Source organism: uncultured Phascolarctobacterium sp., assembly GCF_902463975.1.
GTDB lineage: Bacteria > Bacillota > Negativicutes > Acidaminococcales > Acidaminococcaceae > Phascolarctobacterium_A.
The window spans coordinates 1-21,584 of the sequence record NZ_CABQHJ010000002.1 but is presented as its reverse complement, the minus strand read 5'-3'; the positions used below and the strand labels follow the sequence as shown (position 1 = coordinate 21,584).

The window sequence follows — 21,584 nt, the reverse complement described above, 5'->3', positions numbered from 1 at the left end:
TAATATTGTTTTTTTGTAAAGGAAAGGTGATAAAGTGGATTTAGAAAATACCACTGGTAAAGTTCTTCCCGTATATATCGAAGAGGAAATGCAAAAATCCTACATCGATTATGCGATGAGCGTTATCATCCAACGTGCTTTACCTGATGTCCGCGATGGTCTGAAGCCTGTACATCGCCGTATTTTATACGCAATGCAGGAAGCAGGCATGACTCCGACGAAGCCCTATAAAAAATCCGCTCGTATCGTCGGTGACGTTTTAGGTAAATATCACCCGCATGGTGATATTTCCGTATATGATGCAATCGTGCGCCTGGCGCAGGATTTCTCTACCCGCTATCTGATGGTAGACGGCCATGGCAACTTCGGCAGCATTGACGGCGACAGTCCGGCAGCAATGCGTTATACCGAGGTGCGTATGGCTAAAATTGCTGAGGCAATGCTGGAGGATATCGAAAAGGATACTGTTGATTTTGTACCTAACTATGATGAATCCTTAAAAGAGCCCAGCGTACTTCCTTCTAAGGTTCCTGCTCTGCTGATTAACGGCAGTGCCGGTATCGCAGTCGGTATGGCTACCAACATTCCGCCGCACAACCTGTGCGAGGTTGTTAACGGCCTGGTTATGCTGATTGATAACCCGGATGTGGAAATTCCGCAGCTGATGACGGCTATCAAAGGCCCTGACTTTCCGACCGGTGCCTGCATTTTGGGCAAGGAAGGCATCACCAGCGCTTATAACACCGGCCGCGGCGTTGTAAAAATCCGTGCTAAAGCTGAGATCGTGCCTGCCAACAAGGGCAAGCACCATATCGTTATTACCGAAATCCCCTACCAGGTTAACAAAGCTAACCTGATTAAGGATATTGCTAACCTGGCTAAGGACGGCGTAATTGAAGGCATTACCAAGGTTGATGACTTCTCCAGCCTTAAAGACGGCATGAAGATTGTTGTTGAGCTGAAGAGCGATGCTGTTCCTGACGTTGTTCTGAACCGTCTATACAAGCATACCGCCCTGCAAAGCTCCTTTGGTATCATCATGCTGGCGCTGGTTAACGGCCAGCCGCGTGTTCTGAACCTCAAGCAGGTGCTGGAATACTATCTGGAGCACCAGAAGGATGTTATTACCAGACGTACCCGCTACGAGCTTGGCAAGGCTAAGGACAGAGCTCACATCTTAGAGGGCTTGAAGATTGCCCTGGATAATATTGATGCTGTAATCAGCACCATCCGCGGCAGCGCGACAGCAGAAATTGCCCGTACTGCTTTGATGGAAAACTTTAAGCTGAGCCAGCGTCAGGCACAGGCTATTCTGGATATGCGCCTGCAGCGCCTGACCGGTCTGGAGCGCAAGAAGATTGACGAAGAATATGCTGACCTGCTGGAAACTATTGACTGGCTGGAAAGCGTATTGGCAGATGAGCATAAGGTTATGAACATTATCAAGGAAGACCTGCAGGAAATGAAGAAGCGCTTCGGTGACGAGCGTCGTACCGAAATTTCCATCGACAGCTCCGAAATGGATATAGAGGACCTGATTGCCGAGGAGGATATCGTTGTAACCATCAGCCATCAGGGCTACATCAAACGCCAGACTCTCGACAACTTCCGCAGCCAAAAACGCGGTGGCGTAGGCAAAACCGGCGGCAGCGGCAAGAAGATTGATGATTCGGCAGAGCATCTCTTCCTCTCTACCACCCACCATAACATTCTCTTCTTTACCAATCGTGGCCGTGTATATCGCCAGAAGGGCTATGAAATCCCCGAAGCAAGCCGCACAGCCAAGGGCACAGCTATTATCAATCTGCTGGCTTTAATGCCTGGCGAAAAGATTACGGCTGTTATTCCGGTGAAGGAATTCAGAGAAGAGCAGTACATGTTTATGGCTACCAATAAGGGTACTGTAAAGAAAATCAATCTTAAGGATCTGGAAAGCGTCCGCAAAAACGGCATGATTGCTATTAATCTGGACGATGATGAGGATCTGATCGGTGTTGAACTGACTGACGGCAACAGCGAAATCATCCTGGCAACCCGCAACGGTATTGCTATCCGCTTTGATGAGCAGGATGTACGTACCATGGGACGCACTGCACATGGCGTAAAGGGTATTTCCCTCAACTACGGCGATGAGGTTGTAGCTATGGACAGCGTTTCCGATGAGGATTCCGAGGTATTGACGGCAACCGAATTCGGTATGGGAAAGCGTACCGAGGTTAAGGAATACCGTAAGCAGACTCGCGGCGGCAAGGGTATCATCAACATGAAGATTACCGAAAAAACCGGTCTGGTAATCGGCATGAAGGTTATTAACCCGGCGCAGGAAATCATGATGATTACCGCAGCCGGTCTGATTATCCGCACCGATGTGGACCAGATTTCCCAATATGGCCGTAATACCCAGGGCGTAAAGCTGATGACCTTGAACGATGATGACAAGGTTGTTTCTCTGGCAGCAATCCATCATGAAGAGGATGCTGAATAAATTTGTTTATTTGTTTTAACGTATATGTTTTCTAGAAAATGAAGAGCTTTAATGATTCATTAACAGGTAAATATTTGCGTATTGCCCTCCCCGCTGCGTTGGAGGGCATTTTTATGACCTTTCTGGCTGCGGCTGATTTGATTATGGTAGGCGTATTGGGTGCTAAGGCCATAGCGGCGGTAAGCATTTTTCTGCCGCTGCGCCTGGTGCTGCTGACGGTATCGCGCTCACTGGCGTCAGCAGTTACGATTCTGACGGCGAATAAATTCGGTTCCGGACAATATTCCGCTATTAAGGTTTTGCTGCGCCAAAGCTTTACTGTCAGCAGTATCCTGCTTGTAGTGCTGCATCTGCTTTTCTATGGCTTTTTTGAGAAGCTGGTGGTGCTGATGGGTGCGCAGAGCGATTATTTGGAGCTGGCGCTGGCTTACGGCAATATTGCCGTAGCTGCAGTACTGCTAAACTCATTGTCACTTTTGCTGCAGGGAACCTTGTTGGGCGTAGGCCGGACAAGCGCTATTATGAAAAGCAATATTGTCGGCAATGTAGTGAATATCGTCTGCAATTATTTTCTCATTACCGGCTTTGGCAGTTTTGCCGGCTGGGGTGTGCGTGGCGCTGCAATCAGCACGATTATCGGCTCGCTGTGTACTCTTGGTATCACCATCTGGATTATGAAGCAAGAGGGCTTTTTCAGTGATGGTCTGCTGCAGCTGCCGGATAAAGTCTTCTGGCGGGAATTTATGCCTGTATTCGGCGGTGTTTTCAGTGAGCTGGGGGCGGAACGCATCGGCATGCTGGCCTATGGCTGGATGACTGCGCGTCTTGGTACTCTGCCCTATGCAGTACACAGCATTTGCTATAACATCTGCGATTTTTCCTATGATTTTATCTTTGGCTTCGGCAAGGCTAATATGGTGCTGGCCGGGCAAATGCGCGGTGCCGCTGATTATGCAACCTGGAAGCGCTGCCGCAGTATAGGCTTTAAATGGGGTCTGGGTCTTTCCGTTGCGTCTTTTATTATCCTGTATGCCGCACGTGTACCCATCTTCAGTGTTTATTCGCAGGATGCGCAGGCACTTGCTCTCAGTGAAACGGTAATGTTCTGGGTAGCTGCCGTTTGCATACCGCAGGGGCATACGATTATCACCGCAGGTATATTGCGTGGCAGCGGCCAGACTACTGCTGTTGCGGTCTATTCCTTTGTGTTGATTACCGTTTTACGTCCATTGATGACGGCCTTCTTTATCTATTATTGCAAGCTGGGGATTGTGGGCGCCTGGGTACCGATGTTCTTGGACCAGTCGCTGCGCAGTCTGTGCTTTACCTGGAAGGTTATGCGGATACGCGGATTGAAGGATTTAATAAAATAAATATGCCGTATAAAAAGCAAAGCAGCTTCTGCATCGCAGAAGCTGCTTTTTGTCGTGTTGAAATATAAAATTACGTTATTGCAAGGTCATAGCTAAGCTATACCGCCTACTCTGCAAATTTTGTACCCAGCTCTTTTTCCGCCAGACGGATGAAGGCACGGATTGCCTCCTCCAGCTGCGGCTGCGGGGTATTTTCTTCCTTGCAGTGAGAAATACCGGGATCAGACTGGGTGAACATCATTACCGAAGGTACAACGGCATTCAGAGGCACGGCATCATGCAGCGGTGCGGAATACATGCTGTGTCTTGCACCTGTTTCCTCCTCTACGGCAGCGTTGCAGTCCTCTACCAGCTGTTCATCAAAAAGAATCGGCTCCGCATGCCAGATAGGCTCAAACTCTACAGTGAGCTTACCCTCCTGTGCATGCTTCTGCGCCGCAGCCTTGGCTTCTGCAACAATGATTTGCATTGTTTCCGGCTTAATGCTGCGCTGGTCCAGCGAAATGCGGCAATAGCCCGGAGAAATAGTAGTCAGGTCAGGCTTGACCTCGATATTGCCTACTGTACAATAGGAATCATATTTGAGGGCGATTTCACGCAGATCAAGTGTGGTCTGCGCTGCCGCGATAAAGGCATCCTGACGCAGGGCAACCGGCGAACCGCAATGGCCCTGCTGACCGCGGAAGGTGATGTACTGGCGGTTGCAGCCGCAGACGCCGTAAACGCAGGCTACGCTTTTTTTTGCTAACGTCAGCAGCGGTGCCTGCTCAATGTGCAGCTCCAGGTAAGCTTTAACCGGCAGTTTGGCAAAGGCAGTGTGTGCCTCCCCTATCTTGCTGGCATCAAGGCCATATTCCTGCCAGACATCGCTGAAGCTGCGGCCGTTTTCTTGGTGGACTAAGGGCAATACATCTTTGCTCGTGACAATGCCGCTGACAGCGCTGCTGCCAAGACAGCTTTTGCCGAAGGCTACACCCTCCTCGTCAGCCCAGCCGACAACGTAAAGAGTTTTGGCAGGCTTTTTATCTGCCAGACCATAGGCACCGATGCCCATGGCTGCTACAACACCTAAAGCGCCGTCCAGCCAGCCTCCGTCAGGTACGGAATCGAGATGGCTGCCGATAACAATGCACTCCTCGCTTTCGCCGGCAAATTTGGCCCAGCTGTTGCCTGCGGCATCGGTCCAGACCTCGGCACCTGCTGCCTGCATCTTTTGGGCAAACCATTCCGTTGCTTTTTTGAATGTCGGTGTCCAGGCAACGCGGTGTGCTCCGTTTGCATCAGAGGTTAAGGCTGCCAGCTCCTTGAGATCGGCAACAATATTGTTGGCTATTTGTTCACGTTTCATATAATGCTCCCTTCCAGCTTCATTAGGCTTTTGCGTAGAGGCAAAAGCGTAAAAAAGTAAGTTTATTATATTTTATTATAGCTTTAAAACCAATTTGTTCCGCTGTTTTATCTGCTCCGATAAGAGTATTACAGCAAACAAGCACAGGATAGCTTATCTGAATTATATACAAATCGGCGTCAATTTACAAGATGGAATAATGAGCCTGCAAAAGTATAGCGAAAATAAAAATAAGCTGCTGCCTTCACTTTTGCTACAAAGAAGGCAGCAGTTTTTTCAGTTACATCGTAGAAAGAATGGAATTAATAAATTTAATTTAATTCATGAACAGCTTGCTTCAGCTGCTCAAGTCCCTTTAATAATAGCGCACGGGGGCAGGCAACGTTGATACGTTCAAAGGCTTCTCCCTCTTTGCCGAAGATACCGCCTCCGTCGAGCCAGAGGTGTGCTTTATGCCAGAGCCACTGCTCGCGTTCGGCAGCTGTAAGGCCTAAGGCGCTGCAGTCGAGCCAAATCAGATATGTCCCCTCAGGCCGGAGCAGCTTAATCTGCGGCAGGTTCTGCTTCAGATAAGCATCAACAAATTTAATGTTATCTTCGATATAAGCCTTTGCCTGCTGCAGCCAATCCTCACCATAAGTATAGGCTGCCTGACAGGCAACAAGGCCTAAGGTGTTTACCTGACTATAGCCTGCTGCCGCTACCTGCTTGCGGAAGCGGCGACGTAGATTTTTGTTAGGAATGAAGATATTGGATACCTGCAGACCGGCAATATTGAAGGTTTTACTGGGTGCAGTGCAGATTACGCAATTTTGCTCGTACTGCTCACCCAAACTTGCAAAAACCGTCTGAGAGTTATTTCCCCAGACGAAATCACCATGAATTTCATCACTTACGGTAATTACACCATGCTTAAGGCAGATATCGCCCAAATTTTGCAGCTCGTCGCGGGTCCAGACACGGCCTACGGGGTTATGCGGTGAGCATAAAAGCATCAGCTTAACATTGTTAGCGACGATTTTTTCTTCTAAATCGGCAAAGTCCATTTCATAATGACTGTTTTTCAGAATGAGCGGTGAATTAATCAGCTTGCGTTCATTATCCTCTATAACCTCGCTGAAAGGATAGTAAACCGGCTGCTGTACAAGTACTCCCTCACCTTTTTGGGTGAAGGCCTTTACTGCCATAGCAAGGGCAAAAACTATGCCGGGAGTCTTGGTGAGCCATTCGGATTCAGGGCTCCAGTTAAAATGCTTAGTATACCAGTCGCGGACAGCGTGAAAATATGCTTCTGTGCTTTCGCTATAGCCGAAGATGGCATGTTGGCAGCGTTCAAGAAGTGCTTCCTGTATTTCCCGGGCAATAGGAAAATCCATATCTGCTACCCAAAAAGGCAAAACGTCTGCCGGACGACCACGTTGAATGGCAAAATCGTATTTTAAGCAGTCTGTATTACGTCTGTCGATTATCTTGTCAAAATCATATTTAGTCATAGCTTATCACCAAACTTTATTCTTACAAATTATTCTATTGCAGCAAAGGCCTGTGCCAAATCGTCAATAAGATCCTGCGTTGCTTCGATGCCTGTAGAGAAGCGCAGCAGACAATCTGTAATCCCCTTTTCGGCACATTCTTCAGCAGTAAGGTCGGTATGCGTCTGGCGAATCGGATAGGTTATCAGGCTTTCCGTACCGCCGAGGCTTTCGGCAAATTTGATGAGCTTGACGCCTTCCAAAATTTGGCGTGCTGTTTCGGCGTTGTCTACAGCAAAGGAAATCATGCCGCCGAAGCCGGTGGTCTGCGCTTTGTTGATTTCATAACCGGGATGATTTTCCAGACCGGGATATAAAACATATTGTACACGCGGTTGCTCCTGCAGCCATTTGGCAATGGCAAAAGCGTTTTTCTGGTGCTGCTCCATACGCAGCGGCAGAGTTTTGATACCGCGGATAACGAGCCAGGCATCAAGTGCTCCCAGACAGGCACCGGTTGTTTTATAAATCAGACGTAGCTTGTCGGCAATAACAGGGTCCTTTGCTACGGTAAAGCCGACGAGTACATCGTTATGGCCGCAAAGATATTTTGTTCCGCTATGGATAACGATATCAGCGCCAAGGTCCAGCGGCTTTTGAAAATATGGTGTCAGGAAGGTGTTGTCGACGATAACGAGAAAATTATTTTCGCGGGCGATTTTGCTGATAGCACGCAAATCACTGATTTCCATTGTGGGGTTGGTAGGTGTTTCCAAAAAGATGGCTTTGGTATTGGGCTTAATGGCAGCCTTAATTTCTTCCAGCTTAGAAGTATGCACAGAAGTGAACTCTACGCCGTTTTTGGCATTGAGGTTGCGGAACAGACGGAAGGAGCCGCCGTAGAGATCGTTGCCGGTGATAATGTGGTCGCCGGGCGCGAAAAGATTCATAACCGCATCAACTGCAGCCATGCCGGAGGAAAAAGCCAAGGCATCGACACCGTTCTCCAATGCTGCCAGAAGTTGTTCCAGACGTGCACGTGTCGGGTTGGATTCACGTGTATAATTAAAGCCTGTAGTGTCCCCCAGCTTGGGGTGTGCAAAGGTTGAGGAAAGATAAATTGCCGGGGTAATGCTGCCGGTTGCGTCAGCTGCGCCGATTTCATGAATACATTTTGTTGCAAATTCCATAGTGTCATCTTCTCCTTTCAAGGTCAGGCGGCAAGATACCGGATATTGCATCGGGACTGCAGCAAGCAGTTTTATGCACATTGCTGCATTTTTTCTCCTCCGGAATCTTCTCACCTGTTGAGCGTGATATTGTCAAATTTTTTATTCGTGAAACAAAATCAACAAGCAATGCTTGTGTGATGTTGCTTGATAATTTACATGATAAAGCCTAGTTTGTCAATAGGCAAATTTACACTTTTTATTGTATTTTGGGGCGCTATAATGAAGAAATGTAAAATAAAAATAATATTTCTGTTGCAGGGGCCAGAATAGCAGTTGTATAAGCAAGTGAATTGTGTAACATCGTTTACAAATCTACTAAAATACTAGGCTTTGAGAAAAATTTTCCTGTTTTTTGTTGACAGATGCTTTGACAAGTTGTATATTTTTACTCACAAGTTCATATACGAGCGATGAAAAGAAGAGTACGCAAGGAGTACTGCCACAGAGAGCTTTCGTTTGGTGCAAGGAAGCGCAGGAGACTTTGCCGAAGATGGTCTTGGAGCTGATTGGCTGAAGCGCAAGTTTAGGTCGTCCGGGAGCACCCGTTACAGTGCTGAAGTATTAATGGCTTAGTCCGGCGTACTTGAGGAGGCTGCTATCGTGAGGTAGCAGTGAAATTGGGTGGTACCACGAAGTTTGCTTTCGTCCCTTACTGCATAATGAAAATGCGGTATGGATAAACGAAGGCTTTTTTTATTTTAGTTTTATAGTTTTACAAAGGAGACGATGAATTATGTTGAAAAAATTATTGGTTATTGCGTTATCTGTAGTGGCACTGGCGGCAGCAGGCTGCGGCGGCGGTGATAAGCAGGCGGAAACGACGATTAAGGTTGGCGCTACTGCAGGTCCTCATGCTGAGGTTGTGGAGGCTGCTGCCAAGGAAGCGGCAAAAAGTGGCTTGAAGGTACAGGTTGTGGAGTTCTCTGATTATGTTACCCCGGATAAGGCTTTGGCGGATGGCGAGCTTGATTTGGTAAGCTATCAGCATAAGCCCTTCCTGGATAACTTTAACAAGACCAACAAGACTGACCTTGTGCCCATCGGCAACGCTATTTTAATGCGCATGGGCATTTACAGTGATAAGGTGCATGATGTGAAGGATATTCCGGATGGTGCAACGATTGCGATTCCTAACGACCCGACAAACGGTGGTCGCGGTCTGTTGCTTTTGCAGCGCGCCGGTTTGTTGAAACTGAAGGATGGCGTGGGCATGAAGGCTACTCCGAAGGATGTTGTCGATAATCCCAAGCATCTGAAATTTAAGGAACTGGAGGCAGCACAGCTGCCGCGCAGTCTGGCTGATGTAGATGCTGCTGCTATTACCATGAACTATGTAATGAGCGGTGGCTTAGATGTTAAAAAGCAGAATATCTTCCTTGAGCCTATGGATGAGCCGCTGGCTGTAATGATTATTGCTGCTCGCAACAAGGATAAGGATAAAGAAGCTTACAAGGCTTTTGTGAAAGCTTACCAGTCCGAGGCTGTGAAGAAGTTTATTGCCGATAAATATAAAGGCACCATTGAACCTGCATTTTAATGTAGAAAATAAAAATATATAGAAAAGCTCCCCTTGATATCAGCTGCAGCAAATGTACAGCTATATTAAGGGGAGTTTTTTATTAGTCGGTATAGTTTGCCGTTATTATTTTTTATTGTTCTCTTTCATACGGAAGCAGAAGGTGCAATGACCATCTGCATACATGATATGGTCATGTACACATTCCATATTTTCGTTATAGCCTTCTGCGATAGCAGGATCAATGTTTTCGCAATAGATGCGACCGTATTTTTCTTCACCTGCATCCATCCAGGTTTTGGCAAATACGCAGCGGTGAAAATCCTGGTGAATGCCGTCTTGCTTATAAACAGTATCATAACCGAATTCTTCGCTGCGTCCCATATCGTAGTTATCCAGATAATTTTCCAGTGTATTTTCTTTGCCGTTGGCTTTGGCACGGGCAGCAATGTCCTTGCCACGTTCAATACCAAATTCTTTAACGCTGTCCTCTAAGACCTTCAGGCCTTTTTCGCCAAATTCTTTTTCCAGATTTTTGGCGGTAATAGAAAACATCCTGGCAAATAAAACAAACATGGAAACCGGTTCTTTAACTTCTTCTTGCATTTTAATAATCCCTCACTTGTTTTGCATTGGACTATATAGAGAAACCTATATAGCTCATATGCATTATACAAAAAAGTCGCAAATCATACAAGACGAAATTGCAAATTTAAAAACGACAATATCGTGAAAAAGAAAATCTCGTTACTTGCGTAAGGAAGCAACGAGATTAGTACAAGGTTTATTTTTGCATACCGATTAAACCGCCGACCTGATCGGCAATCTGCTTCAGGTCATGCACCAAGTTTTTTTCCAGACGGGGCATGGCACTGGCAAAGACAGTGACGCTGACGGTGCCGATGAGGTCTTTATTTAAATCAAAAATCGGTACAGCGATACTGCCGACATCAAGGTTAAATTCCTCTTTTTCTACGGAATAGCCTTTTACCGTAATTTCATCAAGCTGTTTTTGCAGCTCCTGTTTATTTTTTAAGGTATATGGCGTGTAGGGCTTAAATTCAATATCGTCCAGATAATCAGGACGTGCGGGAAGCAGTACATGCTTTAAAAGCAGCTTACCGGATGAGGTAACGTATTCCGGCAGAGGCGTATATTCGGACAAGGTAATGTAATAAGAGGTACTGACAGGATAAGCACAATAAATCGTGACAATTTCATCCTGGTTGACAATCTGCAGGCTGGCAGTTATATGATACTTTTCTGCCAACGCATTCATCAGCGGTTTACAGAGAATGATATAAGAACGGATTTGGCTTTGGATAATGCCTGCTTTGCTCAGAAAAAAGCTTCCCAAGCGGTAATGGTTGGTGTTATGGTCTAAAAGCAGCAGATTGTTTGCTACCATTGTATTGATAAGTCCACGGGCTGTGTTGACGTTCAGTTTTGTTTTGGCGCTGATTTCATTGATGCTTATTTCAGGGTTGCTGTTGTTGAAGCAGTTGAGGATATCAATAGCACGCTGGACTGATTGGATTAGCTTTGGTGTAGTAGTAGTCATGATAATGCTCCTTCGATATCTTCGATACATTAAATATATTATAACATATATTTAGACTGACAATGAAGAGCTGGAGAGCCGTTTTTATAATACATTATTTTTGATTGGCGCAGACTATTTCAGCGTCTGACTGAAGAAAATATCTGAAAATGTGATTTGTGGAAATGTTTTACATTAATAGTACAAAAAAATCTTGACAGAGCTGCTGTAAAGTGATATAAGAAATAATATCAGACGATAATATAAAAAGAAAAACGATAATGTAAAGCGAAACGCGTCTGATATATTTATTTTTTTGAGGGGGCATTACAAATGCAAAAGGAAACAAATGGTGCTAAAGCACCGCGTCACTTTACTTTTAAAGAAAAATTAGCTGCTTTGGGACCAGGTTTTTTAATCTGCGGTTCCTTTATCGGTCCCGGTACCGTAACAAGCTCTACCAGAGCCGGCGCCGGTTATGGCTATGAATTGTTGTGGTGCATAGTCTTTTCCGTAATTGCTGTTATTGTTACACAGGGTATGGCAGCACGTTTAGGCGTGGTAACCCAAAAGGATTTGGCGGAAACCTTGCAGATTGCTTTTGATGACCGTCCGCTGCTCAGAAAATTTCTTGTAGGCCTTGTTGCCGTGGCTATCGCTGTAGGCGGCTTTGCTTATATGGGCGGTGATTTGACAGGTACTGCTTTGGGCGTCAGTGCATTGACCGGCGTTTCGACACATATCATTGCACCTATTTGGGGCCTGTGCATTATGGTGCTTTTAAGCTTTGCCGGTGATGCTTTGAAATATCTGGAAAAGCTTTTGGCTGTCTGCGTTGTAGTTATGTGCATTGTTTTTCTGATTACAATGATTGTTGTACAACCTAATCTTGGCGAATTGTTTGGTGGTCTTGTACCGCACATTCCGGAAGGTTCTTTGATGACCTGCCTGGCTTTGATTGGTACTACCGTTGTTCCTTATAACATGTTTTTACATGCTGCCAGCGCCAAGCGCACCTGGCATAGCGCCGAGGAACTGCCGCTGGTTGCCTTTGGTACTAACATCCCTATGATTATCGGTGGTATCGTAACCGGTGCAATTTTGATTACTTCGGCTGCTGTTATGCATGGCATGACCGTAAAAAATGCTATGGATATGGCAGTTCAGCTGCAGCCCACTCTGGGTGATTTTGCAGAGCCGTTTATGGCTGTTGGCCTGGTTGCTGCCGGTGTTTCCAGTGCTGTCTGCACACCGATGGGCGTATCCTATGTACTTGCAGGCTTGTGGGGCTGGAAAACTGACAGAAGCGATAAACGCTTTGTTATTACTAATGCAGCGGTTCTTGTAACCGGTATTGTTATCTCCGCTTTTGGTTTTAATCCGATTGCGCTGATTATGACGGCACAGGCTGTTAATGGTATCGTTCTGCCTGTAGTTGTAGGCGTTACGGTTTATCTTACCTGCAGCAAGAAAATCATGGGTGAATTTACCAACAGTGCTATACAAACTGCATTGGGCTGGATAATCTTCTTAATCAGTTTATACCTTGGTCTGAGCAGCGTTATCAGCCTGTTCTGATCTTATGAATAAATAGTTTAGTTTTGACTAGGAAAGAAGGATATTTTAATGAAAGACAGTAAACCGACAATTTATGACCCTAATTTTTTACCGACCAATATTTATAGTGGTGTTCCGACATTTTTGAATCTGCCTGTATTGGAAAACAAGGAAGATTTAAAGAAGGTTGATGTTGCTGTTATGGGTGTGCCCTGGGAAGGCGGCTGCACTATTGGCGGTTATTCCTCCTGCACCGATGGTCCTAAATCTATTCGTACTGCTTCTATTCGTTATACCGGCTATCTGCCTGATTTTGATATTGATTCCTTTGAACATCTTACCGGTGGTGATTATGGCGACGTTGCTGTACAAAATGGTAACTACGAGTTCACCTTTGCACAAATTCGTGAAAGATATGGCGAGCTGCTGGATGCAAAATGTGTGCCTATCGTTTTAGGCGGTGACCATGGTATCGCCTATCCTCTGATCAGCGAAATGGCCAAACGCCATCCGAAAAAAGTAGGCGTGCTGCACTTTGATGCTCATCTTGATAACTACGATAACTTCGGTGATGACAAATACTCTCGTTGCTCTCCGTTCTTCCAGCTGTATAATGACCCCAATATGGATGCTACCAAGATTGCTCATATTGGTATCCGCGGACCGCGTAATCATCAGCAGGAATACAGAAACGCCCAAAAATACGGTGCTACTGTTATTCCCTGTCGTGAGATTAAAGAAGAAGGCTGGAAGGCAGCGATTAAAAAAGCTTTGGCTGTAGTTTCCAAGGATACGGAAGTAATTTATATTACTATCTGTGCCGATGCTCTGGACGCTGCTTATATGCCGCAAGGCCCGCAAGATATGGGCGGTCTGACCAGCTATGAGCTGTTGAGCATGGTGCATGAGGCAGCTCTTGCCGGTGCCTGCTCTTTGGATTTCGTAGAAATTTATCCGGAAAACGGTACTTTGCAAACAGCATCTCATGTTGGCTGCTGGCTGGCGCTGTACTTCCTTAACGGTGTTGCTGAACGTCGCATGAAGCTGGAAAATAAATAATTGCAAATCAAAAAGAGCAGTCTGTGTGGATGCAGACTGCTCTTTTGTCATAGTGAAGCCTTTTTGTGGCCTATATTTTGATAATAGTTTTTCGACTACTACTAGATAAAATACGTATATCAAGAAGTTTTTAGAGTAGTAACTCAAACTTCCCACTTAGTATTACACGAAAATAGAAAAAATGTCAATAATTTCTAAAAAACATTTTCATGTGCAATATAATAGACATTTTGTATAATATAATGCACAAATGAAAGGCTTAGACATTTTTTATATTACTCTAATAGCAAAGGAGTGAGGCTGCAGGTCTTTTTTGCTTGTGCGCACAGTATCTCTTTTTATGTTTAGGAAGGTCTACGCTTGTTTTAATTGCTAAAGCTGTATGGATATGCTAAAATGAATGTATTGCAAGGAGATGATTATTTTGATGTATCTATTTTAACATTAGATGATAATACTGAAATAGTACATTCAGAAATGCGTAATGACGGAATAGTAAAAGTTTATTTAGAGGTAAATGATGAAAAAACAAGATTATAAATTAGAAATTTATAAATTACTGGATTTAGAACTGGATGGTTCTTCATTAGATACGAAAATTCAATTTGTAAAAAAGGTTTTGATTGACTATCAGAAAGATCATGAAGATCAATATGATGTTTCTAATAAAGGAAAACCATGGACTGACGAACAATTAAAAATTATTTTATCTGATGCACCTACTAAAGAGAATTGTGCAAAATATGCTGTATTGTTTAAAAGAGGTTATGGGAGTATAGAGCAAATTTATCGATGGGCCGCTACACCAATAAACAGTTTGGAAGGAAAAGGACGAAGTAACGATTCTTTTGTTTTACAGATAAAAAAAGTCGCTAGGCAAATAGGACTTAGAGGTTAATATTTATTAACTCAAACTTCCCACACCGAAAATCAGCTTAATTCCTTGAAAACTGCATATTTCAGAAGATAAAAAAGGCGTAAAGCCTCAAAACTTGGTACAATAAAGTGCAACAAACAATCAACCAAGGAGGTTTACGCCATGTCTATTGTTTCACGTAATTCGACTAATGAAAAGAATATTTCTCGCTCTATTGCTAATTTTATTTCAGCTTATGGGATTATCAGACTGTTAGCAAAATGCGGATGTACTAAAATCAAAGGTGTATCTGCCAAGGTGCTGTGTACCTATATCCTTACTAATTGAGATTGTAATACTGGCTATGAATAAAAGAGTGTACTAAGTCGCAAAATAGCTTAGTACACTCTTTGTAATATATACGATATATTCTTACCACCCTACTCCAATCCAGGGACCGTGGTGGTGATGGCCGCCGCCGATGCCGATACCTATGCCAATCGGGAAGTTCCAGCCACCCCTGCGGCTTTGCTTTTCGCGTTCAATCTTCATAAACCACAGGCGATAGATTTTACCGCCGTTCTCCAGCTTTTTCGGTGTATCCTTATCGGTGATAATCTTATAGCCGTTGAAGTTGGCGTTGGAGCTTTCGTAATCGCTGAGCATTTTGTTCATCTGCGCAAAGGTTGCCTTGTTATTGGTATATAAGCGCAGCATTTCGGTATTGGGCATAGTTAAAATCAGCTGCTTGCGCAGAGAGCGGTCTGTTGCCAATCCTTGGTAAACCTCTACCCTGTCTTCTTTGATTTTTACATATAGCAGGTCGTCGCTATCGCCTGCCTGCAATCGTTCATTCATTACTGCCGCGCTGATGGTTTCCACCGGTTTGATTGCGTCAGCATCATCGGTAGCCTTAGTTTTTTCTGCGGCGAGCGCCAACGCACTGCAGCAGCACATCAGTAAGCAGGTTAACAGTAAAAGCAGCTTGCGCATAATTCTCACTCCTTTGGAAGCTGATAGGAAAATTCTACATAAAAGACTTATATAATCCTCAAGAATATGGTATCATATTTACGTAAATTTGTTAACTGAACTTTAGGTGATATCTGAGGAACAGTGGATGTTGAAATACGAGGAGATTATATGAAGAAAAATAACCTGATTTGGATAATTATCTGTAATATCCTGGGAGCACTGCTTTTGGGAAGCTGGCTGGCAAGCACCCCCACCGCCGGCTATCACGGACCGTGGCTGGCTCTGGACCAAAGTGTCTTTTATTTCTTTAACCAGAAGCTGGCGCAGGGAACGGCCTTTACTTATTTTACGGCCTTTGTTAATCTGCGTGCCTTTGATGTGGTGGCGTTCGTCGCGATGCTGGCGATTTTTTACAGCTATTACCGCAAAAGCAATGTTGAAGGTAAGCGTTGGCTGTTCTGTATCGGCGTTGCCATGCTGGTAAGTGCGGTAATCATTAAGCAGTTTGATAAGCTGCTGCCGATTGACCGTGCGAGTGCTTCTATTTATTTTGACCAGCTGTATCATAATGTAAACTGGGTTAGCCAGCTGAGCGGCTGGCCTGCCAAGGACCGTTCCGGCAGCAGCTTCCCCGGTGACCATGGCATGATGCTGTTGATATTTGCTGTGTATATGTGGAAATATATCGGCAAGGACGCTTTCGTTAAAGCGCTGGCTGTATTTATTATTTTCTCTCTGCCCCGTATTATGGGCGGTGCGCATTGGTTTACCGATGTTTTTGTAGGCTCTGTTTCCTTTGTCCTGCTTGTTTTAAGCTGGATTCTGCTTACACCGCTTTCGGATATCTTTATCGGCTGGCTGGAGAAAAAGCTGCCACTGAGATGGTTTGTGAAAAAGAGAGAATAGAATTTCAGGCTGTTGCCATTTTCAGTTTTGCTTACAGTAAGACTGAAATGGCAGCAGCTTTTTTGTATATAATGAAGAAAACATCGTTGGGGCATATCGTGTCCCACCATGGACTTTTTATTTTCGCTTCCCTCTTCTATTTTTTGCAGATTTGTGATAAAATTTAGATGTATTTTTATGAGAAAATTCAGCAAGGAAGTGACGGAATGGAATTTGTAAAATCTGCTGATGTAGTCGTTATTGGTGGCGGCATTGTAGGTACTGCTGTATTGCGCGAGCTTTCCAAGTATGACCTGAAATGCGTTCTGCTGGAAAAAGAGCCGGACATCGCTATCGGCACTACTAAAGCTAACAGTGCAATTCTTCATGCTGGCTTTGACGCTCCTACCGGCAGCCTCAAAGCTATTACCAACGTTCGTGGCAACGCTCTGTACCACGAGCTGCAAAACGAACTGGACCTGGATATTAAATGGACCGGTTCCCTGGTTGCTGCAACCACCGACGAGGAAATGCAGACTCTGCAGGAGCTGCTGCAACGCGGTAAAAAGAACGGCGTTGAAGGGCTGCAAATCCTGTCTAAAGAAGAAGTTCTTGAGCAGGAGCCTAACCTGACTACTGTCAAGGGTGCTCTGTGGGCTCCGAGTGCCGGCGTATGCTGGCCGTTCGGTGCTGCTATTGCTTTCGCTCAATGCGCTGTACAAAACGGTGCAGAAGTTATCCGCGACTGCAAGGTACTGGGCTTCGTTAAGGAAGACGGCAAAATTACCGGTGTAGAAACCAATAAAGGCACTATTGCTGCTAAATATGTAGTTAATGCTGCCGGTGTGTATGCTGACGAAATCGCTAAGCTGGCCGGTGATGACACCTTCACCATCACCCCGCGTAAGGGCGAATATATTCTGTTTGATAAGACTGCTTGCAGCAGCCTGGTTTATGGCGTGGTATTCCCTACCCCGACCAAAAAATCCAAAGGTATTCTGGTTTGCACCACTACCCACGGCAACACCTTCATCGGTCCTAACGCTAATGAGCAGGATTCCAAAGAGGATAAGGCTGTTACCACTGCCGGCATGAATGAAATCATTGCTTCTGCCAAGAAGCTGATTCCGAACCTGCCGATGGGCGCAGCTATTACCGAATTTGCCGGCCTGCGTGCTGTTTCCAGCACCGGTGACTTCGTACTCGGTCCTTCCGAAAAGGTTGAAGGCCTGTACAATGCTGCCGGCATGCAATCTCCCGGTCTGACTGCAGCTCCTGCTGTAGGTGAGCTGATTGCCAACGAAATTGCCCGTGTAAGCGGCGCTGCCAAGAAGGCTGACTTTAAGGCTGCTCTGCCGAAGCATAAAGCATTCAACTATATGACTGCTGATGAAAAGGCTGCCAAGATTGCCGAAGACAATCTGTACGGCCGCGTAATCTGCCGTTGCGAAACCGTTACCGAGGGCGAAATTGTAGAAGCAATTAACTCTCCTGTTGGCGCACGCACTGTTGACGGTGTAAAACGCCGTACCCGTGCAGGCATGGGCCGTTGCCAGGGTGGCTTCTGTGGTCCGCGTGTTACCCAGATTCTGGCACGCGAGCTGAACATTTCTGTTCCCGAAGTATTAAAAGAACGTACTGATTCCAATATGTTCTACGAAAAATATTCTGCAGATGGCGGGGAGGAATAATAATGAACCAATTATATGATGTAATTATTGTTGGCGGTGGCCCTGCCGGTCTGTCTGCTGCTTACAGCGCATGGCAGAATGGTGCTAAAAAAATCGTTGTTATCGAGCGTGACCGCGAACTCGGCGGTATCCTGCAACAGTGCATTCACAATGGCTTCGGTCTGCATCACTTCAAGGAAGAGCTGACCGGCCCCGGCTATGCACATCGCTGCATCGAGCTCGTTGCTGATAAACCTGAAATCGAAACCCTGGTTGATACCATGGTATTAGATGTACAAAACAATAAAACCGTTATTGCCGTTAATCCGGAAAAAGGCTTACTGAAGCTGGAAGGCAAAACTGTTATCCTGACCATGGGCTGCCGTGAGCGTACCCGTGGCGCTATCCGTATTCCGGGCGAGCGTCCTGCAGGCGTATTTACTGCCGGTGCTGCTCAGCGTATGGTTAATATGGAAGGCTATCTGCCGGGTCACAAAATCGTTATCCTCGGCAGCGGCGACATCGGCCTGATTATGGCCCGCCGTATGAGCCTGGAAGGCTGCAAGGTTCAGGCTTGCCTGGAAATCTGCCCCTTCTCTAACGGTCTTACCCGTAATATCGTTCAATGCCTGAACGACTATGATATTCCTCTGTACCTCTCCCACACCATCGTTGCTATCCATGGTGAAGAGCGCGTAACCGGTATCACCGTTGCTAAGGTTGACGAGCGCATGACTCCGATCCCGGGTACCGAATTTGATATCGAGTGTGATACTGTACTGCTGTCTGTCGGTCTGATTCCTGAGAACGAGCTGTCCCGCGGACTTGATCTGGAAATGAACCCGCTGACCAACGGTCCGGTTGTTGACCAGCATCGTGAAACCAGCTTAGACGGTTTCTTTGCTGCCGGCAACGTAGTACACGTACATGACCTGGTTGACTTTGTATCCGAAGAAGCTGAAATCGCAGGCAAATATGCTGCATTGAAGGCTCAGGAGAAAATGGCAACCGAAAACCGTACCGTAACCGTAAAGGCTATTGACGGCGTACGTACCTGCGTACCGCAGAAGCTGACCATGCCTGCAGAAATTCCTGCAGACGAGAAGGTTAAGCTGTTCATGCGTGTTGCTGCACCGCACCGCAAAGTTAAGCTGGAGGTTAAGAGTGGCGACAATGTTCTGCTGAGCCGTCCTTTGCCCGTAGCAAAGCCCAGTGAAATGATTGCCGTAGAAATTCCGGCTGCAAAATTTGCCCAGATCGGTGACGAAGTTACCGTAGGTCTGGTGCTGTAAGGAGGGTATAAAATGGCTGTTGAAACTCGTGTTATGAACTGCATTATGTGCCCTATGGGCTGCGAGATGACTGTTACCATTGAAAATGGTGCAGTTACCAATGTTACCGGCAACACCTGCCCGCGTGGCGCTAAATATGCTAACGATGAAGTTACTGCTCCGAAGCGTATGCTGACCTCTACCGTTGCTGTAGAAGGCGGTATGCTGCCTTTGCTGCCTGTAGTATCCGCTAACGTACTGCCGAAGGAACGTATCATGGACTGCGCACGCTTCCTGCGCACCGTCAAGGTTACCGCTCCGATTAAAACCGGTGACGTTGTAGTTAAGGATATTCTCGGCCTTGGTGTAGATATTATCGCCAGCCGTGATATGTAATCAGCTGAGGATTACTTAGTTACATATAATATAGTACAAATTTAAAGAGCTGCAGTTGCACTACCTTGTATAGTGTAAAACTGCAGCTCTTTTTGTGTATGAGTAATGAGTATGAAAGGAGTATGTTAATCAGGTGTTTTTGGCAATTACCGCACCAAGTACAGCACCGATGATGAAGCTGGTGGTAGCTTTTTTGTTGCTGTCCTTTTTCGTTACGTAATTGTCGTTCTTATGACGCTTGTCATAGCGGTCATGTCTGTCGTAACGGTCGTGTTTGTCATAACGATCATGCTTGTCGTAACGGTCGTGTCTGTCATAGCGGTCTGAATGACGCGGTGGCGGAGCATCGTGCCTTTCGTGAGCGGATGCTACGCTTGCTAGCGGCAGAGAAAGCACCATGGCAGCCATAGCAATTGCTGTGGTTTTCTTCATATACTTGGTTAATGTTGTCATCATATTTGGCACCTTCTTTCTTAAAGTGGTTGTTTACCTTTGTTGCTTTTATTATAAAGGCAGTATATGGCGAAATTATGACGATTTTGTCTGATTTACAAAAAATAAGCAGAAAAAATTGTAAAGACTTTAGCATTTTACTTATGTGGATATGAAAAAAGTGCTTTATTTACTTGGTTAATACGCAAATAGAAGATTTTAGGTTATTATTATAATAGTAGTTATTAATCAACCCCCTTCCCCGTCAGTCGGCAAAGGAGGCTGTAGCATGAAGGCTGTTACCTATCTCAGACAATTTCTTTCCTTAAAGGCCCTGTGCCTGATTATAGGCGGCTCGCTGGTATATTCTATAGGCTTTAATATGTTCATTTTGCCCTGTAACCTGTATAACGGAGGTTTTTTGGGTATAGCACAGCTGCTGGGATATTTTATGAGAAATGTCCTGGGGCTGAGCTTTGTTACCGACAGCTATATCGGCTGCATCTATTTCCTGTTGAATGTTCCCCTGATGATGCTGGCCATACGCAAATTCGGCAAGGATTTTTTAGTAAAATCGGCCGTTTGCATAACCAGCTACAGCGTATTATTGAGTCTGGTGCCTGTGGCAAAGCATAATTATCTGCCTGATACGATTACGGCTTGTCTGGCAGGTGGTATTCTGTGTGGCCTTGGCTGCGGTATGACACTGATGAGCAAGGGCAGCGGCGGCGGTGAGGGCATACTGGGACTGCTGCTGATGCACCGGTATCACAATATGAGTGTAGGCAAAGTCTTCAATATTATCAATATCTTTGTCTTTGGCAGCTGTATTCTATTATATGATGTGGCTGCGGCAGTCTACTCCATCTTCTTTGCAGTGATTACTTCTGTTGTATTGGATAAGGCTTATTTACCCAGTATTACGGTAACGATGATTATAATTACCAAAATAGATTTGGTAGAAGAGGTTATTTTTGCGGCTGTGCATCGCGGTGTAACTAAAATTAAGGGCATCGGTGCCTATAGCGGTGAGAATACCAATGTGCTTTTGACAGTAGTTTCTAAGGTTGAGTCAATGAAATTACGTCATTTATTGGAAGAATGTGACCCGAATATCTTTATTATTGAATACGAAAATGTATCGGTGATAGGAAATTTCGAAAAAAGATTATAGAAATTTTTGCTAAAAAATGACGTTTTGCAAGGTGTTTTTGAGGATTTTTCGTAGATTTTTGAAGAAATTTTTGAAGTTTTTCAGAGGCCTCAAAGCGTGTATACATGATACTTTATTTGCCCACTATGCCAAGTGTTTCACTAAAAAATCTTAAAAAAGTTGTAAAAAAGGTGTTGACATTACCTTGCCCACGTGGTATTATATACAAGTCGCCGGGATACAGCGACAAACACAAAGAACAAAGTTGCGAACAAACGCAACAGAGTGAACCTTGAAAACTGAACATTGAACCTAGAAAAAAGCGAATGTGCGGGTCGAGCGCGAAAGCGCAAGACCAAGTCAA

Annotated in this window: 19 protein-coding genes and 1 other annotated feature; of the genes, 12 read left to right on the top strand and 7 right to left on the bottom strand. The window is 45.3% G+C overall.

All coding sequences use genetic code 11. The features are described 5' to 3' along the window. Positions 1-34: 34 nt before the first annotated feature. Both gyrA and RDW05_RS00895 read left to right on the top strand, forming a co-directional pair. Positions 35-2,485 carry a DNA gyrase subunit A gene (gyrA, locus tag RDW05_RS00900; RefSeq protein ID WP_304075495.1) on the top strand — a complete coding sequence of 817 codons (2,451 nt, stop codon included), beginning with the start codon at positions 35-37 and terminating at the stop codon, positions 2,483-2,485. Between the two features lie 38 nt (positions 2,486-2,523). Then, on the top strand, positions 2,524-3,858 hold the full coding sequence (locus RDW05_RS00895) for an MATE family efflux transporter (RefSeq protein WP_307977503.1): 1,335 nt from the start codon (positions 2,524-2,526) through the stop codon (positions 3,856-3,858). Positions 3,859-3,964: 106 nt separating this feature from the next. Here RDW05_RS00895 and RDW05_RS00890 read toward each other — a convergent pair whose 3' ends face one another. From RDW05_RS00890 to RDW05_RS00880, 3 genes are all read right to left on the bottom strand, one after another. After that, positions 3,965-5,206 carry a hydantoinase/carbamoylase family amidase gene (locus RDW05_RS00890; protein ID WP_307977502.1) on the bottom strand — a complete coding sequence of 414 codons (1,242 nt, stop codon included), beginning with the start codon at positions 5,204-5,206 and terminating at the stop codon, positions 3,965-3,967. 311 nt (positions 5,207-5,517) lie between these two features. Then, positions 5,518-6,699: a MalY/PatB family protein gene (locus RDW05_RS00885; protein ID WP_307977501.1), complete on the bottom strand. Its 1,182-nt coding sequence runs from the start codon at positions 6,697-6,699 to the stop codon at positions 5,518-5,520. Positions 6,700-6,728: 29 nt separating this feature from the next. Next, positions 6,729-7,868 carry a PLP-dependent aspartate aminotransferase family protein gene (locus tag RDW05_RS00880; RefSeq protein ID WP_307977500.1) on the bottom strand — a complete coding sequence of 380 codons (1,140 nt, stop codon included), beginning with the start codon at positions 7,866-7,868 and terminating at the stop codon, positions 6,729-6,731. 443 nt (positions 7,869-8,311) lie between these two features. Then, positions 8,312-8,563, top strand: a binding site (T-box leader). Between the two features lie 80 nt (positions 8,564-8,643). On the opposite strand from RDW05_RS00880, the gene RDW05_RS00875 reads away from it, so the two are divergent. Beyond that, on the top strand, positions 8,644-9,447 hold the full coding sequence (locus tag RDW05_RS00875) for a MetQ/NlpA family ABC transporter substrate-binding protein (RefSeq protein WP_307977499.1): 804 nt from the start codon (positions 8,644-8,646) through the stop codon (positions 9,445-9,447). Positions 9,448-9,552: 105 nt separating this feature from the next. Here the strand turns inward: RDW05_RS00875 and RDW05_RS00870 are convergent, their stop codons facing one another. Both RDW05_RS00870 and RDW05_RS00865 read right to left on the bottom strand, forming a co-directional pair. Continuing rightward, the gene (locus RDW05_RS00870; protein WP_293692806.1) at positions 9,553-10,032 is read right to left on the bottom strand and encodes an L-2-amino-thiazoline-4-carboxylic acid hydrolase; all 480 of its coding nucleotides are present in this window, start codon (positions 10,030-10,032) and stop codon (positions 9,553-9,555) included. A 178-nt stretch (positions 10,033-10,210) separates the two neighbouring features. Next, positions 10,211-10,987 (bottom strand): IclR family transcriptional regulator, encoded by a 777-nt coding sequence (locus tag RDW05_RS00865; protein WP_304098763.1) that lies wholly within the window; start codon positions 10,985-10,987, stop codon positions 10,211-10,213. Between the two features lie 312 nt (positions 10,988-11,299). On the opposite strand from RDW05_RS00865, the gene RDW05_RS00860 reads away from it, so the two are divergent. The 4 genes from RDW05_RS00860 to RDW05_RS00845 all read left to right on the top strand — a co-directional run bounded on the left by RDW05_RS00860 (position 11,300) and on the right by RDW05_RS00845 (position 14,480). Beyond that, the gene (locus RDW05_RS00860; protein ID WP_307977498.1) at positions 11,300-12,544 is read left to right on the top strand and encodes an Nramp family divalent metal transporter; all 1,245 of its coding nucleotides are present in this window, start codon (positions 11,300-11,302) and stop codon (positions 12,542-12,544) included. 48 nt (positions 12,545-12,592) lie between these two features. Next, the gene (locus tag RDW05_RS00855; protein ID WP_307977497.1) at positions 12,593-13,582 is read left to right on the top strand and encodes an agmatinase family protein; all 990 of its coding nucleotides are present in this window, start codon (positions 12,593-12,595) and stop codon (positions 13,580-13,582) included. Between the two features lie 396 nt (positions 13,583-13,978). Next, positions 13,979-14,122 carry a hypothetical protein gene (locus tag RDW05_RS00850; RefSeq protein WP_293692810.1) on the top strand — a complete coding sequence of 48 codons (144 nt, stop codon included), beginning with the start codon at positions 13,979-13,981 and terminating at the stop codon, positions 14,120-14,122. Next, positions 14,100-14,480: a hypothetical protein gene (locus RDW05_RS00845; protein ID WP_307977496.1), complete on the top strand. Its 381-nt coding sequence runs from the start codon at positions 14,100-14,102 to the stop codon at positions 14,478-14,480. The genes RDW05_RS00850 and RDW05_RS00845 overlap by 23 nt, the downstream gene beginning before the upstream one ends. A gap of 390 nt (positions 14,481-14,870) precedes the next feature. Here the strand turns inward: RDW05_RS00845 and RDW05_RS00840 are convergent, their stop codons facing one another. After that, positions 14,871-15,431: a hypothetical protein gene (locus RDW05_RS00840; RefSeq protein WP_307977495.1), complete on the bottom strand. Its 561-nt coding sequence runs from the start codon at positions 15,429-15,431 to the stop codon at positions 14,871-14,873. Between the two features lie 150 nt (positions 15,432-15,581). Here RDW05_RS00840 and RDW05_RS00835 point away from each other — a divergent pair, with 150 nt between their 5' ends. From RDW05_RS00835 to RDW05_RS00820, 4 genes are all read left to right on the top strand, one after another. Further along, positions 15,582-16,319, top strand: a complete 738-nt coding sequence (locus RDW05_RS00835; RefSeq protein ID WP_307977494.1) for a phosphatase PAP2 family protein — start codon at positions 15,582-15,584, stop codon at positions 16,317-16,319. A gap of 206 nt (positions 16,320-16,525) precedes the next feature. Next, positions 16,526-17,989 carry an NAD(P)/FAD-dependent oxidoreductase gene (locus RDW05_RS00830; protein ID WP_040565033.1) on the top strand — a complete coding sequence of 488 codons (1,464 nt, stop codon included), beginning with the start codon at positions 16,526-16,528 and terminating at the stop codon, positions 17,987-17,989. 2 nt (positions 17,990-17,991) lie between these two features. Then, positions 17,992-19,260, top strand: coding sequence for an NAD(P)/FAD-dependent oxidoreductase (locus RDW05_RS00825; protein WP_009145285.1), 1,269 nt, complete (start codon positions 17,992-17,994; stop codon positions 19,258-19,260). Between the two features lie 12 nt (positions 19,261-19,272). Beyond that, positions 19,273-19,635, top strand: coding sequence for a DUF1667 domain-containing protein (locus tag RDW05_RS00820; protein WP_021720113.1), 363 nt, complete (start codon positions 19,273-19,275; stop codon positions 19,633-19,635). Positions 19,636-19,764: 129 nt separating this feature from the next. On the opposite strand, the gene RDW05_RS00815 is transcribed toward RDW05_RS00820, so the two are convergent. Further along, positions 19,765-20,091 carry a hypothetical protein gene (locus RDW05_RS00815; RefSeq protein WP_307977493.1) on the bottom strand — a complete coding sequence of 109 codons (327 nt, stop codon included), beginning with the start codon at positions 20,089-20,091 and terminating at the stop codon, positions 19,765-19,767. A 265-nt stretch (positions 20,092-20,356) separates the two neighbouring features. On the opposite strand from RDW05_RS00815, the gene RDW05_RS00810 reads away from it, so the two are divergent. Then, entirely contained in the window at positions 20,357-21,241 is an 885-nt protein-coding gene (locus tag RDW05_RS00810; RefSeq protein ID WP_307977492.1) for a YitT family protein, read from the top strand. Positions 21,242-21,584 lie beyond the last annotated feature (343 nt).